The sequence below is a fragment of the Kitasatospora xanthocidica genome (genome assembly GCF_014656195.1).
Lineage (GTDB): Bacteria > Actinomycetota > Actinomycetes > Streptomycetales > Streptomycetaceae > Kitasatospora > Kitasatospora xanthocidica.
Window position 1 is genome coordinate 17972 of the sequence record NZ_BNBY01000012.1, and the last position, 13350, is coordinate 31321.

Below are 13350 nucleotides of genomic sequence, written 5' to 3' on the forward strand. Positions count from 1 at the left end.
AGACCACAGGAGTACACATGAACCGCAGTGAGCTGGTGGCCGCGCTGTCCGAGCGCGCCGAGGTGACCCGCAAGGACGCCGACGCCGTTCTGGCCGCCTTCGCCGAGATCGTCGGCGAGGTCGTCGCCAAGGGCGACGAGAAGGTCACCATCCCCGGTTTCCTGACCTTCGAGCGCACCCACCGCGCGGCCCGCACCGCCCGCAACCCGCAGACCGGTGAGCCGATCCAGATCGCCGCGGGCTACAGCGCCAAGGTGAGCGCCGGCTCCAAGCTGAAGGAAGCCGCCAAGGGCGCTGCCTGAGCCACCCCTTGAACGCCCGAGAGGCCGGGCTCCCCGTGTGGGGAGCCCGGCCTCTCGCCGTGTGCGCGGTCGTTACGCGTCGACCAGCTGCTCGCTGGGCAGCTCGACGTGGGCGCCCAGGTCGCGCAGCTTCTCCATGAAGTTCTCGTAGCCGCGGTTGATCAGGTCGATGCCGTGCACGGTCGAGGTGCCCTCGGCCGCCAGCGCCGCGATCAGGTACGAGAAGCCGCCGCGCAGGTCCGGGATGACCAGCTCGGAGCCGATCAGCTTGGACGGGCCGGAGACGACCGCGGAGTGCAGGAAGTTGCGGGCGCCGAAGCGGCACGGGGTGCCGCCCAGGCACTCGCGGTAGAGCTGGATGTGCGCGCCCATCTGGTTCAGCGCGCCGGTGAAGCCCAGCCGCGACTCGTACACCGTCTCGTGGACGATGGACAGGCCGGTGGCCTGGGTCAGCGCGACGACCAGCGGCTGCTGCCAGTCGGTCTGGAAGCCCGGGTGCACGTCGGTCTCCAGGGCGATCGCCTTGAGCTCGCCGCCCGGGTGCCAGAAGCGGATGCCCTCGTCGTCCACCTCGAAGGCGCCGCCGACCTTCCGGAAGGTGTTGAGGAAGGTCATCATCTCCAGCTGGCGGGCGCCGCGGACGTAGATGTCGCCCTTGGTGGCGAGCGCCGCGCAGGCCCAGGAGGCGGCCTCCAGGCGGTCCGGCAGCGCGCGGTGGTTGTAGCCGTTCAGCTCGTCCACGCCGGTGATCAGGATGGTGCGGTCGGTGCCCAGCGTGATGATCGCGCCCATCTTCTGCAGGACGCAGATCAGGTCGACGATCTCCGGCTCGATGGCCGCGTTGCGCAGCTCGGTGACGCCCTCGGCGAGGACGGCGGTGAGCAGGACCTGCTCGGTCGCGCCGACCGAGGGGTAGGGCAGCTCGATCTTGGTGCCGCGCAGGCGCTGCGGGGCCACCAGGTAGGTGCCCTGCGGGTGCTTCTCGATGCTGGCGCCGAACTGGCGCAGCACCTCGAAGTGGAAGTCGACCGGGCGGCCGCCGATGTCGCAGCCGCCCAGGCCCGGGATGAAGGCGTGGCCGAGGCGGTGCAGCAGCGGGCCGCAGAACAGGATCGGGATCCGCGAAGAGCCGGCGTGGGCGTCGATGTCGGCCACGTTGGCGCTCTCGACGTGCGAGGGGTCGAGGATCAGCTCGCCGTCCTCGTCACCGGTGCGCACGGTCACGCCGTGCAGCTGCAGCAGGCCGCGGACCACCTTGACGTCGCGGATGTCCGGGACGTTGCGCAGTCTGCTGGGGCCCTGGCCGAGGAGGGCCGCGACCATGGCCTTGGGGACCAGGTTCTTCGCGCCGCGGACGCGGATCTCGCCTTCGAGCGGGTTTCCGCCGTGGACCAGCAGGACGTCGTCGGTCATCGTTCTCGCAATCCGGGGTGCCAGAGGAGTTTTCGGAGGGCTCCGGGAGAGAGCCGGTGGTGGACCGGTCGTACGGGCGCGTTCGGGCCCCCGGCGTAACCGAGTCGGCACCGTAGAAGGGCGTCCACCAGACGTAGATGGTAATGGGAGTGCCGTTGGTTCCCGTGAGCCTCTCCCGTGATGGTGCTCTCTCCGGTCCCCGGGGCGCCCGCCGGTGCGGCCGTACGGGTGTTCGTCCGGCGTGGCGGGGTTTCGGGCGTTGCGGTGTCCGGCGGGTGCCGTTCTGCGGGATCATGTGTGGCATGACGGCGGCCCATTCGCACGGAGGCCGGTCCCACACCGGCCGTCTGCTCGTCGCGACGCCCATGCTCACCGACCCGAACTTCGCGCGGGCGGTGGTGCTCCTCCTCGACCACGACGCCGAGGGGGCGCTCGGTGTGGTCCTCAACCGGCCGACGCCGGTCGAGGTGGGCAGCGTGCTGGACGGCTGGGGAAGACTCGTCGGACAGCCGGCGGTGGTCTTCCAGGGCGGACCGGTGGCGCTGGACTCGGCGCTCGGCCTCGCGGTGGCGCCGGGGGAGCCGGGCACCGGCGAGCCGCTGGGCTGGCGGCGGGTGCACGGCGCGATCGGCCTGGTGGACCTGGAGGCGCCGCCCGAGGTGCTGGCCGGCGAACTGGGCAGCCTGCGGATCTTCGCCGGGTACGCCGGCTGGTCGCCGGGACAGCTGGAGGCCGAGCTGGAGAGCGGCGCCTGGTACCTGGTGGACTGCGAGCCGGGGGACGTCTCCAGCCCCGAGCCGGAGCGGCTGTGGCGGGCCGTGCTGCGCCGCCAGCGCGGTCCGCTGGCCCTGCTGGCGACCTACCCGGACGACCCGACGATGAACTGAGCGGCGGGCCCGCCGCGCGACACTGGCCCGGTTTCCCGGGGCCCCCATAGACTTGTCACCCATGAGCACTCTTGAACCCGAGCGCGGCCTCGGCACCGGAACCCTGGTCGAGCCCGTCCCGCAGGTGTCCCACGGGGACGGCGACCACGAGCGCTTCGCGCACTACGTCCAGAAGGACAAGATCATGGAGAGCGCGCTCTCCGGGTCTCCCGTGGTGGCGCTCTGCGGCAAGGTGTGGGTGCCCGGCCGCGACCCGAAGAAGTACCCGGTCTGCCCGATGTGCAAGGAGATCTACGACGGCATCGGCAAGCCGCAGGACGGCGACGGCGACAAGTAGTCCCCGGGTCGCGCGGTGCCGTTTTGCATAGCACCGCGATCCCGAGGTGGTCTATGCCAATCGTTCCGGGCGTGGGCAGGATGTCGGAATGGACCTCATTCCCGCACCTTCGAGTGCCGTCCGCCGCCCGGACGGGGACTTCCCGCTCGACGCCGCCACCACGCTGACCGCACCGCCCGCGCTGGCCGACGCCGAGCGCTGGCTGCGCACCACGCTGTCCGCGGCCACCGGGCTGCCGTTCGGCCCGGGCCGGCCGGGCGCGGGCATCGAACTGGTCCAGGACGAGGCGCTCGCCGCCGAGGCGTACCGGATCACGGTGCGCCCCGGCCGCGCGCTGCTCGCCGCGGGCGGCCCGGCCGGCGCGCTGTGGGGGGCGCAGACCCTGCGGCAGCTGCTCGGGCCGGACGCCTACCGCCGCTCGCCGCTGCGCCGCGAGGGCTGGGTGCTGCCCGGCGCGGACATCGAGGACGCCCCCCGGTTCGGCTGGCGCGGCGCGCTGCTCGACGTCGCCCGGCACTTCCTGCCCAAGTCGGACGTGCTGCGCTTCGTCGACCTGCTGGCCGCGCACAAGCTCAACGTGCTGCACCTGCACCTCACCGACGACCAGGGCTGGCGGGTCGAGATCAAGCGCTACCCGGGGCTGACCGAACGCGGCGCCTGGCGGGAGCGCTCCATGGTCGGCTACCGCTCCGGCGGCCGCCGGGACGACCGGCCGCACGGCGGCTACTACACCCAGGACGACCTGCGCGAGATCGTCGGGTACGCGGCCGCGCGCGGCGTGACCGTCGTCCCGGAGATCGACCTGCCCGGCCACACCCAGGCCGCGATCTGCGCCTACCCCGAGCTGGGCAACACCGACGTGGTGGACACCGCCGCGCTCGGCGTCTGGACGGACTGGGGGGTGAGCCACAACGTGCTCAACGCCTCCGAGGAGACCCTGCGCTTCTTCGAGGGGGTGCTGGAGGAGGTCCTGGAGCTCTTCCCGTCCGAGTTCGTCCACCTCGGCGGCGACGAGTGCCCCAAGGAGCAGTGGAAGGACAGCGCCGCCGCCCAGGCCCGGATCCGCGAGCTGGGCCTGGCCAACGAGGACGAGCTGCAGAGCCACCTGATCCGGCACTTCGACCGCTGGCTGGCCGAGCGCGGCCGCCGGCTGATCGGCTGGGACGAGATCCTGGAGGGCGGACTGGCCCCGGGCGCGGCGGTCTCCTCCTGGCGCGGCTTCGGGGGCGGGATCGCGGCCGCGAAGGCCGGCCACGACGTGGTGATGTGCCCCGAGCAGCACGTCTACTTCGACCACCGGCAGGCGGACGGGCCGGACGAGCCGATCCCGGTCGGCTTCGTGCGCACGCTGGAGGACGTCTACCGCTTCGAGCCGGTGCCGGCGCAGCTGGACGGAACCGAGGCCCGGCACGTGATCGGCACCCAGGCCAACCTGTGGAGCGAGTTCACGGACAGCGCCCGGGACATCGACTACCGGGCCTTCCCCCGGCTGGTCGCCTTCGCCGAGGTCGCCTGGTCCGCACTGCCCGCCGAGCCGGCCGAGCGCGACTTCGCCGGCTTCGAGCGCCGGCTCGCGACGCACCTGAAGGCGCTGGACGCGCTCGGCGTCGAGTACCGCCCGGCCGACGGGCCGCTGCCCTGGCAGCGGTGGCCCGGGGTGGCGGGCCGGCCGATCGAGGGCCCGCCGCCGGTGCGCTGACCGCAGCCGCCGGGGGCGCTCCGGGCGCCCGGACCCGGCGCCGCGCCGGTCGGCCCGGAGAGCGGCCGGGAACTTCTGAGTGGTCGTCGGACGTCAAGAACAGATGAACATCTGCCCAGGCCCGGAACGGGTCGGGGCAGATACCGCCCGGTATCCGTCCCAATCGGGCAGTCCCGTTCACCGGCCCCGAAATGATCATCGAGCATTGTGTGCCAGAGTTGCCCAACCCGGCCCGATCGCCCGTACCCTACGGGCCAGGCCGGACTGCTGACGCGGACACCACGGCCCAAGGCCGCGGGCGGCAGGCGATCGATGAGCAAGTGGAGCACGGTGGGACCCAGGTGAACCGGACGATCATGCTGCCGGCCTCGCTCGACGAGGCCGTCGACGCGCTGGCCGCCGCCCCGGCCGCGGTACCGGTGGCCGGAGCCACCGACCTCATGGAGGCCGTCAACGCCGGCCGGCTGCGCCCCGCCGCCCTGGTCGGCCTCGGCCGGATCACCGAACTGCGCGGCTGGCGCTACGAGGACGGCGGCACCGCCGTCCTCGGCGCCGGACTCACCCACGCCCGGATGGACCGCCCCGACTTCGCCGCGCTCATCCCCGCGCTCGCCGACGCCGCCCGCACCGCCGGCCCGCCGCAGGTCCGCAACGTCGGCACCCTCGGCGGCAACATCGTCACCGCCGCCCCGGCCGGCGACACCCTCCCGGTGCTCACCGCGCTGGAGGCCACCGTCACCCTGGCCCGGGCCGGCGCCAGCCGCGAGGTGCCGGTCAGCCACCTGCTCACCGGCCTCGACCCGGTACGCCCCGGCGAACTGCTCACCTGGGTGCGCGTCCCGCTGCTGCACGCCCCGCAGGTCTTCCTCAAGGCCACCGGCCGCAGCGGCCCGGCCCGCGCCACCGCCTCCGTCGCCCTCGTCCTCGACCCGGCCCGGCGCTCGGTGCGCTGCGCGGTCGGCGCCGTCGCCCCGGTGCCGCTGCGCCCGCTGGAGGCCGAGGCCTGGGTGGCGGGCTGCATCGACTGGGACGGCAGCCGGGAGATCGACCCGGCGGCGAACGCCGCCTTCGGCGAGTACGTCGCCACCGCCTGCGTCCCCGACAACTACGGGGCCGAGGGCGCCTGGGAGGCCGTGACCGAGGGGCCGACCGCGGCGGCCGTCCGGCTGCGGCGTACGGTGGCGGTGCTGGCCCGACGGGCACTGGGAAGGGCGCTGAAGTGACCACAGACCCCATCGAGACCCTCGACGCCGACCCGCTCGGCCTCTCCCCGCAGGTCAGCCGCGAGCTGCGTCCGTGCGCCTCCTACACGCTGCGGGTCAACGGTTTCGAACGGCCCGTCACCGACGCCTGGATCGGCGAGAGCCTGCTCTACGTGCTGCGCGAGCGGCTCGGCCTGGCCGGCGCCAAGGACGGCTGCGAGCAGGGCGAGTGCGGGGCCTGCTCGGTGCAGGTGGACGGCCAGCTGGTGGCCGGCTGCCTGGTGCCCGCCGCGCTGGCCGCGGACAGCGAGATCAACACCGTCGAGGGCCTGTCGGCCGCCGGCGGCGCGAGCGACGTCCAGCAGGCGCTGGCCGCCTCCGGCGCCGTCCAGTGCGGCTACTGCACCCCCGGCATGGCGATGGCCGTGCACGACCTGCTCCAGCGCAACCACCGGCCCACCGAGGTCGAGGCCCGGCAGGCGCTGTGCGGCAACCTCTGCCGCTGCACCGGCTACAAGGGCGTGCTGGCCGCCGTCCAGACCGTCGCGGACGCCCGAGCGCTGGAGGCCGAGGAGCCGGAGGAGGCCGCGGCGCCCGTCGAGGCCGCCCCCGGCCCGGAGGCCGCGGACCGGCCCGTCGAGGCGGTCGCCGGGGCGGCGGGCGCCGCCGTCGAGCCCGAGTCCGTGGTCGAGCCGCCGGTCTACACCGACGCCGACGCCTGGATCGAGCACGTCCCGCAGCAGCACGTCCCGCAGCATTCCGTGCCGCAGCATTCCGTGGAGCCGCAGCCGCAGCCCGGGGCGGCCCACCCCGGCATGCCGCAGTCCGTGCTGCCGCACCCCGCGGAGCAGGCCCACGTCCCGGCCGGGGCGCCGTACGGCGACGGCTCGGGCGGCTACGACACCGGCGTGTACGAGACCGCCGGGCCGGTCCCGCCGCACGCCGGCATCCCCGCCCAGGCCGGCGGCGACCAGGTCTACTACCCGCCGCAGGGCTACCCCGAGCAGCCGTACCAGGGCACCCCCGCCCACGGCACCTACCTGCCCTACCCGGACGGCCACCAGCAGCAGAACGGCTACGACACCGGGTACGACGCCCCGGTGTACGAGCCGACCCCCGCGCACGGCACCCCGCTGCCCGGCGCCGCCTTCGACGGCACGGCCTTCGACGGCACGCCGCCGCACGGCACCCCGTACGCCGCCCAGCACCCGCACGGCGCCCCGGTCGAGGGCGGTGCCCCGGCCGGCGTCCCGTACGGTGCCACCCCCGCCCACGGCATCCGGCTCCCCGAGGACGACCACGCATCATGACGTCGCCTACCGACATCGGCGCAGCACCCCAGCAGGACGGTGGCGAGGGCGGCGCACCGGAGCCGTTCGGACTGGGCAGCTCCCCGCTGCGCAGCGACGCGCTGCCCAAGGCGCTCGGCATCTACCCGTACGCGGCCGACCTGTGGGCCGAGGGGCTGCTGTGGGGCGCGGTGCTGCGCTCGCCGCACCCGCACGCCCGGATCCGCGGCATCGACACCTCGGCCGCGCTGGCGCTGCCCGGCGTGCACGCCGTGGTCACCGCCGCCGACCTGCCGCCCGGCCCGGACGGCACCCCCGACGGCGCCCCGGCCGGTCCGGTCGTCGCCGACCGGCCGGTGCTGGCCGCCGGCGTGGTGCGCCACCACGGCGAGCCGATCGCCGCGGTGGCCGCCGACCACCCGGACACCGCCCGGCTGGCGGTCGGTCTGATCGTGGTCGACTACGAGCCCCTGGAGGCCGTGACCGACCCCGAGCAGGCCTTCACCGCGCCGGCGCTGCACCCGGACGGCAACCTCTTCCGCCACCTGCCGCTGCGCACCGGGGACCCGGACGCGGTCGGCGAGATCGTCGTCGAGGGCCTCTACCAGGTCGGCCGGCAGGACCCGGCGCCGCTCGGGGCCGAGGCCGGGCTGGCCGTGCCGCGCCCGGACGGCGGCGTTGAGCTGCACCTGTCCTCCACCGACCCGCACGGCGACCGCGACCGCACCGCCGCCTGCCTCGGCCTGGAGCCCGACCGGGTCCGGCTGGTGGTCACCGGCGTGCCCGGCGCCACCACCGACCGCGAGGACCTCTCCTTCCAGGTCACCCTGGCGCTGCTGGCGCTGCGCACCGGCCGTCCGGTGAAGATGACCCTCACCCGCGAGGAGTCCTTCCAGACCCACACCTCGCGCCACCCCGCGCTGCTGCGCTACCGCCACCACGCCGACGCCGACGGCACGCTGGTGAAGGTCGAGGCGCAGATCCTGCTGGACGGCGGCGCCTACGCGGACGTCTCCGCCGAGGCGCTGGCCGCCGCGACGGCGTTCTCGGCCGGCCCGTACGTCTGCCCGAACGTCTTCGTGGACGCCTGGGCGGTGCGCACCAACAACCCGCCGGCCGGGCGGATGCGCGGCGAGGGCGCGCTGCAGGCCTGCTTCGCGTACGAGTCGCAGCTGGACCAGCTCGCCGCCCGGGTGGGCGTGGACCCGGTGGAGATCCGCCGGCGCAACGCGATGTCCACCGGCGACCCGCTGCCCACCGGACAGGCGGTCACCTGCCCGGCGCCGGTGCGCGCGCTGCTGGACGCCGTCGCGGACGAGCCGCTGCCGGCCCTGCCGGTGGACGACCCGGACGCCGAGTGGCTGCTGCCCGGCGGCCCCGGCGGTGCGGGCGACCCGGCGGCGGTGCGGCGCGGCATCGGCTACGCCGTCGGCATGGTGCACATGCTGGGCGCCGAGGGCGAGGACGAGGTGTCCACCGCGACCGTCCGGGTCAGCGGGGACCACGCCACGGTGATCTGCGCGGCGGTCGACGCCGGGCAGGGCTTCGCCACGCTGGCCCGGCAGATCGTGCAGACCGTGCTGGGCGTCAGCGAGGTCTACATCGCGCCGGCCGACAGCGACCAGTCGATCGCCGGGCCCTCCGCCCGCGGCCGGCACACCTGGGTCTCCGGCGGGGCCGTCGAGCGGGCCGCGCTGATGGTCCGCCACCAGCTGCTGCAGCCGATCGCGGCCAACTTCGGGATGTCGTCGGAGCTGCTGCAGATCGCCGACGGCAAGATCACCTCGTACGACGGGGTGCTCGGCATGCCGGTCGCCGAGGCCCTGGAGGGCAAGGAGCTCTGGGCCACCGCGCAGTGCCGCCCGCACCCCACCGAGCCGCTGGACGAGGCCGGGCAGGGCGACGCCTTCGTCTCCATCTCGTTCTGCGCGATGCGCGCGGTGGTGGACGTGGACATCGAGCTGGGCGCCGTGCGGGTGGTCGAGATGACGGTCGCCCAGGACGTCGGCCGGGCGCTGAACCCGCGGCAGATCGAGGACCGGATCGAGGCGGGCGTGGCCCAGGGTGTCGGCCTGGCGCTGCTGGAGGACCTGCGCACCGAGGGCGGCGTGCTGCAGAACCCCTCGCTCACCGGCTACCGGCTGCCCACGGCGCTGGACACGCCCGAGGTGCGGATCGCGGCGCTGCTGGAGGAGCGCGACGTGGTCGCCCCCTTCGGGGCCAAGGCGGTCGGCGCGGCGCCCGCGGTGGTCGCCCCGGCGGCCGTCGCCGCGGCCGTGCGCGCCGCCACCGGCCTGCCGGTCGGCCGGCTGCCGATCCGCGCGGAGGACGCCGTCACGGCCTGAACCGGGAAAAGCGAAAAGGAATTGCCGGTCGACTTCTCGGAGTCGACCGGCAATTCCTTTTCCGGTGAGGCCGTGGCGGGAATTGAACCCGCGTACACCGCTTTGCAGACGGTCCCCTCAGCCACTCGGGCACACGGCCAGTGAATTCATGGTGGCGGATCACGACTCGGCCGGTCAATGAAGTTTTGTAAATTCTGTATGGCAATGTGTGCTACCGTCGAAGGCAGGTGGCGGCAATTCCGCCACCCCGGACGAGCGCGTCGTACCCGGTGACGACAAGACGGCGCAGTTCAGCGGCAATCCGGCCGCTGTGGACTGCGGAGGTACGCCGTCATGGCCTGGCTCGTTCTGATCGTCTCGGGTCTCCTGGAGACCGTCTGGGCGGTCGCCCTGGAATCGTCCAAGGGCTTCTCCCGGCTCGTTCCCACCCTCGTCTTCGGCGTCGCACTGCTGTTCAGCATGGGCGGCCTGGCGTACGCGATGCGCACCATTCCGATCGGCACCGGGTACGCGGTCTGGGTCGGCATCGGCGCGGTCGGCACCGCGGTCTACGGCATGGCCGTCCTGGGCGACGCGGTGACCATGGCCCGGATCGGCTGCCTGCTGCTGATCGTCTCCGGCGTGGTGGGCCTCAAGGTGCTGCACTGACCTGGCCCTACGTCCGGAGACCTAGTCGATCACCGACCCTGGTCAGGGGTCATCGGGGCGGACGGCTCTTACGATGTTACGTATGACCACTGCCTCCCCCACCTCGGTCGACCCCGTACCGATACCCCTGGACGACGACCCCGGCGGCGGGGTGCTCGGCGGGCGCTACCGCGCGCTGACGCTGGGGATCGTCTCGGTGGTCCTGGTGATCGCCTTCGAGGCGACCGCCGTCAACACCGCGATGCCGACCGCGGCCCGCCAGCTGGACGGCCTCGGGCTGTACGCCTTCGCCTTCTCCGGCTACTTCACCACCACGCTGTTCGCCCTGGTCGTCTCCGGCCAGTGGTGCGACCGGCGCGGGCCGCTGCAGCCGCTGTTCGCCGGCATCGCGGTGTTCGGCGTCGGACTGCTGGTGGCTGGGACGGCGCCCGGGATGTGGGTGTTCGTGGCCGGACGGGCGGTCCAGGGCCTGGGCGGCGGGCTGGTGATCGTCGCGCTGTACGTGGTGGTCGGCCGGGCCTATCCGGAGCGGCTGCGGCCGTCGGTGTTCGCGGCCTTCTCCTCGGCCTGGGTGCTGCCCTCGATCGTCGGACCGCTGGTCGCCGGGGCGGTCACCCAGCACCTCGGCTGGCGCTGGGTGTTCCTGGCCGTCCCGGTGCTGATCCTGCTGCCGCTGGCCGTGATGGGCCCGGCCCTGGCCCGCTCCGAGCGCGAGCACCCGGTGGCCAGGGGAGCGGACTTCGACCGCCGGCGCACCCTGCTGGCCGCGATGGCGGCCCTCGGCGCCGCGCTGCTGCAGTACGCGGGCCAGCGCCGCGACCTGGTCGGGCTACTCCCCGGGGTCGCCGGGGCGGCGCTGCTGGTGCCGGCCGTGCTCGGGCTGCTGCCGAAGGGGACGCTGCGGGCCGGGCGCGGACTGCCGACGGTGATCCTGCTGCGCGGGGTGGCGGCGGGGGCGTTCTTCGCCGCCGAGGCCTTCATCCCGCTGATGATGACCACCCAGCGCGGCCTCTCGCCGACGCTGGCCGGGCTCACCCTGACCAGCGGCGGGCTCTCCTGGGCGCTGGGCTCCTGGCTGCAGGGCCGGCCGGGGGCCGAGCGCTACCGGGAGGCGATGATCCGGGGCGGCTTCGTGCTGACCGCGCTGGCGATCGCGGGCGCGGCGCTGGTGCTGGTCCCGGGGGTGCCGGCCTGGGCGGCCTCGGTGGCCTGGGGGATCGGCGGCGTCGGGATGGGCCTGGCCGTCGCGAGCGTCAGCGTGCTGATGATGAAGCTCTCCGCGCCCGAGGACGCCGGGGCCAACTCGGCGGCGCTGCAGATGAGCGACGCGCTGGGCAACGTGCTGCTGACCGGTCTGGCCGGGGTGCTGTTCGCGGCGCTGGGCGGCGGCGCCCTGGCGGCGGCCCACGGAACGGCCGAAGGCGCCGGTCCGCCCGGCGCCTTCGCGGTGGTCCTGCTGGTGATGGCCGGGGTGGCGCTCCTGGGAGCGCTGCTCTCCGGCCGGGTCCGCACCCGGTCCTGACCGGTCAGCCGGTGGCGGCGGCGGTGGCGGCGGAGGGGGCCGTCGCCGCCGCCGGGACGCCGAGGAAGGCCTCCCAGCCGCCCGCCGGGGCCTGCCCCGGGGCGAGGGTCTGCAGCTTGCGCAGCACCGCCGGCTCCTGGGCGTCCAGCCAGTCGACCAGCTGGCGGAAGGAGACCAGCCGGACCTCCGGCTTGCCCGCGATCGCCCTGAGCACGTCCTCGACGGCGTTCATGTAGATGCCGCCGTTCCACTCCTCGAAGTGGTTGCCGATGACGTACGGCGCCCGGTTGCCGTTGTAGGTGCGCTCGAAGCCCATCAGGTAGGCGTCGCGGGCCTGGGTCTGGAAGCCGGGGTGGAGGGCCGGGTCGGCCTTGGTGTTGGGGCCGCACTGGTTGTACATGATGTTGTAGTCCATCGAGAGCACCTGGAAGGTGTGCCCGGGGAAGGGGATGGACTGCAGCGGGAGGTCCCACAGGGCGCCGCCCTGGATCTTCTGCGGCCACACCTGGGTGCCGTTGCCGCTGCTGTCGTAGCGCCAGCCGCGCTTGACCGCGGTGGGCAGCAGGTTGCGCTGGCCCTCCAGGCACGGGGTGCGGCTGCCGATCAGCTCCTTGCGGTAGTCGAAGGGCAGCGCGGGCAGGTCGGTGAAGCCGGTGTTGGTGCGCCAGTTCGTCACGAAGTCCATCGCCTGCTGGATCTCGCTGTCCCACTCCTCGGGGGACCACTTGCCGACGCCGGTGGCGCCGCAGAAGTGGCCGTTGAAGTGGGTGCCGATCTCGTGGCCCTCCAGCCAGGCCGCGTGCAGGTTCTCCAGGGTGTCGCGGATGTGCTGGTCGCTCAGGTAGCCGATGTCGGAGGCGCCGACCTTGTGCTGCGGCGGGCGGTACAGGTCCTTCTTGGACTCGGGCAGCAGGTAGAGGCCGCTGAGGAAGAAGGTCATCTTCGCGTCGTGCTCCTGGGCCAGCCGGCGGAAGCGGGCGAACAGGCCGTTGTCGAGCTCGCCGGCGCCGTCCCAGGAGAAGACCACGAACTGCGGCGGGCGCTGTCCGGGCCGCAGCCGCTCGGGGACGGGCTGGTGCGGCTGCTCGCCGGTGTCGGAGGTGGAGCCGTCGCCGATCAGCACGGCCTGCGGCTTGGGGACCGGGGCGGGGGTGGGGGAGGCGCCCTGCCCGTCGCCCGCGCCGGTGGGGGCGGCGGACCCGGGCGTCCGCTCCCCGCCCGTGGCGTGGTCGTTGCCGCAGCCGGCCGCGAGCGCGGCGGCGGTGGCGGCGCCGGCCGTCAGCAGCGTGCGGCGGGAGAGAGCGTCCATGGTCACTCCGTTCAAGAGGCGTGCGGCGGCGTGCGGGAGTGCGGGCCCGATCGGGGGCGTGCGGGGGGAGCCGGCCCGGCCGGGCGGACGGGGATCGAACCCGTGACCGCGACAGCATGGCACGCGGGCGGAACCGGTCGAAGAGGCGCAGCGAACGGTCGAGATCGATCCCTCGAACGACGCAACCGAACCCGGCCGTAGAACCGTCGGTAGGTCGTGGCGGGCTCGGTCCCGCGATGATCGCTGGTGGGAGGCGTTCGTCGCGCTCCGCGACCGGGCGCCCACACGGCGCAGGATCACGGTCGGCAGCCCTGCCGATCGGGGGGTGTCGATACGACCGTCGTATGGACGTGTCATACAGTCCGATCCGGTTCAATGGTTCCCAGGAAACTCCCAG

11 protein-coding genes, 1 tRNA gene and 1 riboswitch are annotated in these 13350 nt (G+C 74.0%); of the genes, 9 read left to right on the forward strand and 3 right to left on the reverse strand.

What is annotated here, in order from left to right; translation table 11 throughout:
- Window positions 1-17 precede the first annotated feature (17 nt).
- Window positions 18-302, forward strand: a complete 285-nt coding sequence (locus tag IE332_RS21745) for an HU family DNA-binding protein (RefSeq protein ID WP_030242980.1) — start codon at window positions 18-20, stop codon at window positions 300-302.
- 72 nt (window positions 303-374) lie between these two features.
- Here IE332_RS21745 and murA read toward each other — a convergent pair whose 3' ends face one another.
- Window positions 375-1715, reverse strand: a complete 1341-nt coding sequence (gene murA, locus IE332_RS21750) for a UDP-N-acetylglucosamine 1-carboxyvinyltransferase (protein ID WP_189919010.1) — start codon at window positions 1713-1715, stop codon at window positions 375-377.
- A gap of 293 nt (window positions 1716-2008) precedes the next feature.
- Here murA and IE332_RS21755 point away from each other — a divergent pair, with 293 nt between their 5' ends.
- The 6 genes from IE332_RS21755 (at window position 2009) to IE332_RS21775 (ending at window position 9474) form a co-directional block, all read left to right on the forward strand.
- Complete coding sequence (locus IE332_RS21755; RefSeq protein ID WP_373313789.1) at window positions 2009-2602, forward strand: YqgE/AlgH family protein; 594 nt, start codon at window positions 2009-2011, stop codon at window positions 2600-2602.
- Window positions 2603-2663: 61 nt separating this feature from the next.
- Window positions 2664-2939, forward strand: a complete 276-nt coding sequence (locus IE332_RS21760; protein ID WP_030242972.1) for a DUF3039 domain-containing protein — start codon at window positions 2664-2666, stop codon at window positions 2937-2939.
- Window positions 2940-3027: 88 nt separating this feature from the next.
- A complete protein-coding gene (locus tag IE332_RS21765) occupies window positions 3028-4638 on the forward strand; it encodes a beta-N-acetylhexosaminidase (RefSeq protein ID WP_189919014.1) in 1611 nt (536 codons plus the stop codon).
- A gap of 356 nt (window positions 4639-4994) precedes the next feature.
- Window positions 4995-5861 carry an FAD binding domain-containing protein gene (locus IE332_RS41100; RefSeq protein ID WP_229928822.1) on the forward strand — a complete coding sequence of 289 codons (867 nt, stop codon included), beginning with the start codon at window positions 4995-4997 and terminating at the stop codon, window positions 5859-5861.
- Window positions 5858-7150, forward strand: coding sequence for a 2Fe-2S iron-sulfur cluster-binding protein (locus IE332_RS42405; protein WP_373313790.1), 1293 nt, complete (start codon window positions 5858-5860; stop codon window positions 7148-7150). The genes IE332_RS41100 and IE332_RS42405 overlap by 4 nt, the downstream gene beginning before the upstream one ends.
- A complete protein-coding gene (locus IE332_RS21775; RefSeq protein ID WP_189919016.1) occupies window positions 7147-9474 on the forward strand; it encodes a xanthine dehydrogenase family protein molybdopterin-binding subunit in 2328 nt (775 codons plus the stop codon). The genes IE332_RS42405 and IE332_RS21775 overlap by 4 nt, the downstream gene beginning before the upstream one ends.
- A 67-nt stretch (window positions 9475-9541) precedes the next feature.
- Here the strand turns inward: IE332_RS21775 and IE332_RS21780 are convergent.
- Window positions 9542-9613 (reverse strand) — tRNA-Cys (locus IE332_RS21780).
- Window positions 9614-9698: 85 nt separating this feature from the next.
- Window positions 9699-9764: riboswitch (guanidine-III (ykkC-III) riboswitch) on the forward strand.
- 43 nt (window positions 9765-9807) lie between these two features.
- Between IE332_RS21780 and IE332_RS21785 the strand changes: the two genes are divergently transcribed.
- Window positions 9808-10122 (forward strand): DMT family transporter, encoded by a 315-nt coding sequence (locus IE332_RS21785; RefSeq protein WP_189919018.1) that lies wholly within the window; start codon window positions 9808-9810, stop codon window positions 10120-10122.
- Between the two features lie 82 nt (window positions 10123-10204).
- On the forward strand, window positions 10205-11644 hold the full coding sequence (locus IE332_RS21790; protein WP_189919020.1) for an MFS transporter: 1440 nt from the start codon (window positions 10205-10207) through the stop codon (window positions 11642-11644).
- Window positions 11645-11648: 4 nt separating this feature from the next.
- Here IE332_RS21790 and IE332_RS21795 read toward each other — a convergent pair whose 3' ends face one another.
- On the reverse strand, window positions 11649-12953 hold the full coding sequence (locus IE332_RS21795; protein ID WP_189919023.1) for a polysaccharide deacetylase family protein: 1305 nt from the start codon (window positions 12951-12953) through the stop codon (window positions 11649-11651).
- Window positions 12954-13350: the final 397 nt, after the last annotated feature.